The organism is Promicromonospora sp. NPDC060271 (assembly GCF_042726755.1).
GTDB lineage: Bacteria > Actinomycetota > Actinomycetes > Actinomycetales > Cellulomonadaceae > Promicromonospora.
Map to the genome: position 1 here is coordinate 20,951 of NZ_JBHXBG010000045.1, position 2,201 is coordinate 23,151.

2 protein-coding genes are annotated in these 2,201 nt (G+C 70.7%); one reads left to right on the forward strand and one right to left on the reverse strand.

Going from position 1 to position 2,201, the window contains the following annotated elements:
• Positions 1–99: 99 nt before the first annotated feature.
• On the reverse strand, positions 100–1,320 hold the full coding sequence (locus tag ACFWE2_RS09515) for an FAD-dependent monooxygenase (RefSeq protein ID WP_377223977.1): 1,221 nt from the start codon (positions 1,318–1,320) through the stop codon (positions 100–102).
• 108 nt (positions 1,321–1,428) lie between these two features.
• On the opposite strand from ACFWE2_RS09515, the gene ACFWE2_RS09520 reads away from it, so the two are divergent.
• The gene (locus ACFWE2_RS09520) at positions 1,429–2,130 is read left to right on the forward strand and encodes a TetR/AcrR family transcriptional regulator (protein WP_377223978.1); all 702 of its coding nucleotides are present in this window, start codon (positions 1,429–1,431) and stop codon (positions 2,128–2,130) included.
• The last annotated feature ends 71 nt before the right edge of the window (positions 2,131–2,201 follow it).

A 2,201-nucleotide genomic window follows, 5' to 3' on the forward strand; every position in this document is an offset into this window, starting at 1 on the left:
ACCTTTTGGACTCACCCCCCCCCCGCACGTTTTGTGGGTGTTTTTTGGTGGTGTTTATTGGGTTTCTATGGCAAAAAACCAACCAAACAACGAAGGGGGTCAGGCGGCGGCCACGTCTGTCGCCTTTTCCCTGAACTGGCTCGCCAGGACGCGCTGCATGACCCGCTTGCCCGTGGCGTTGCCCAGGAGCGTCTGGGTGAGGGTGCGCCGTGCCTTGTCCCGGTCGGTCTGCGGGACGAACGACACGAGGTCCCGCCGGCCGTTCTTCTGGTGGCCCGCGATGAACGGGCGCAGCCGCATCTCCCACTCGCGCAGCGCGCGGGCGGGGTTGCCCGGGTTGCGCTGCAGGACCGTGCCGAGCAGGTCCGCTCCGGCCAGGGCGGTCGAGGCACCCATGCCCGAGTACAGCGTCAGGCACCAGGCCGAGTCGCCCAGCAGCACCACGCGACCGGTGTGCCAGGTCGGCATCACCGTCTGGTGGACCGAGTCGAAGAGGAAGTCGTCGGCTGCCTCGAACTGGTCGAGGAGGTTGCCGAGCACGGGTCCCGTCGGTTCGGGTCCGAAGGCCGCGCGCAGCGACTCGGCGGGCGGACGGCGGAACTGCGCGTCCTCGTCGTCGGTCCGGTAGTTGAACAGGACCGTCGGCCGGTGGTCCGTGAACGGGAACACCCAGACCGAACGGCCGGGCTCCGCCAGGACCAGCCCGTCCGTCGCCAGGAAGCCGGGCACGGGTTCCTGGAGGACCGTGACGCCGATGATGTGGTCGAGCGGCCGCAGGTAGTCGGCGTCCGGACCGAAGGCCAGGCGGCGCACCGTCGACCGCAGGCCGTCGGCGCCCACGACGAGGTCGAACCGCTCCGTCGCCTCCGTGCTCTGCTCGCCGGCGGGCCCGCGCGCCGTGGTGCGCAGCGTGACGTCGACGCCCTCCGCGTGCTCGTCGAAGGCGACCGGCGTGGTGCCGAACCGCATCTCGGTGACCGGCCGGACGGCGTCGTAGAGCGCCGTCTCGATGTCGCCGCGCAGGATGAGCTGGGGCAGGCCGGGCAGGTCGCCGTAGCCCAGGCCCGGACGACGGCGGCCGTCCCGTTCGACGTCGTACGTGATCGACGCCGGGTCGGTCCGGTTCCCGATCGCGTCCAGCACCCCGAGCCGCGCGGCCGCCGCCTGCCCGGTGCCGAACATCCCGACGAAGTACCCGGCCCCTCGGCGTTCCGGTGCCCGCTCGATCAGCACGGTCTCCCAGCCGATGTCGCGCAGGCGCAGTGCTGCCGCCAGTCCCCCGATGCCCATCCCGACGACCAGCGCGCGTGGCTTGCTCATGTGGATCTCTCTCCTCCGGACGATGTTGCCTCATTATTGACTGGCAATTTTCGTCAGTCAAGAACGCCGGACTACGATGAGCCGGACCGAGTGAGCGGAGGGGTGACCATGGCGCGTCCGGTGCAAGACCGCACGGAGGGGATCCTGGCCGCGGCCAGAGCACAGTTCCGGCTGGACGGCGCCGAGCAGACGACAGTCGACGCCGTCGCCGCGCGCGCCGGCGTCGGCAAGGGCACCGTCTTCCTGTACTGGCCGACCAAGGCCCGGCTCCGGGACGCCGTCCTGCGGCTCGAGGTGGCGGGGCTCATGGCCGATCTCGCCGACGACCTGCGCACCGGCGCGACGCGACTGACCGTCGGACGGGTGGTCCGGCGCGAGATCCTGGCGGTCCTGGAGAACCCGGACCTGGCGCCGCACGTCCTGGGCGTCCTGGACGGGGCACCGGATCCCGCGGAGTTCCCCGGCGACCCGCTGCACCGGATCATCACGATCATGCAGGCGCACGGTCTGGTCCGGGACGCGGCCATCAACGAGATCGTCGCGGGCTTCGAGATCGTGATGAAGGGTTCCGTCGGCCTGGGGTTCACCTCGCCCGACCGGATGGAACCGCTCCTGGACGCCGCGGAGCGCCTGCTCGACTCGACCTACAGCAGGCCGGACGCCGGACCTGCCGACGTCGCCGCCGCTCTCCCGGAGGTGCTCGACGCCCTGGAGGACGCCATCGACCGGCTCGTCGAGGCCGCCGCACCGGACCGGCCCACCACTGCCGTGCTCCGGCCCCGGGAGCGCCCGGTCAGCGCGGAAGCCTGACCCACCCACCCCTCCCTGCGGGGGGTTGGGGGGTGTTTTTGTGGGTGATTGGTGTATGTCGAGTAAAAGAC

Excerpts from the sequence above, each read along its gene's own strand:
- ACFWE2_RS09515 (WP_377223977.1), bottom strand. The coding sequence starts at position 1,320 with ATGAGCAAGCCACGCGCGCTGGTCGTCGGGATGGGCATCGGGGGACTG.
- ACFWE2_RS09520 (WP_377223978.1), top strand. The coding sequence starts at position 1,429 with ATGGCGCGTCCGGTGCAAGACCGCACGGAGGGGATCCTGGCCGCGGCC.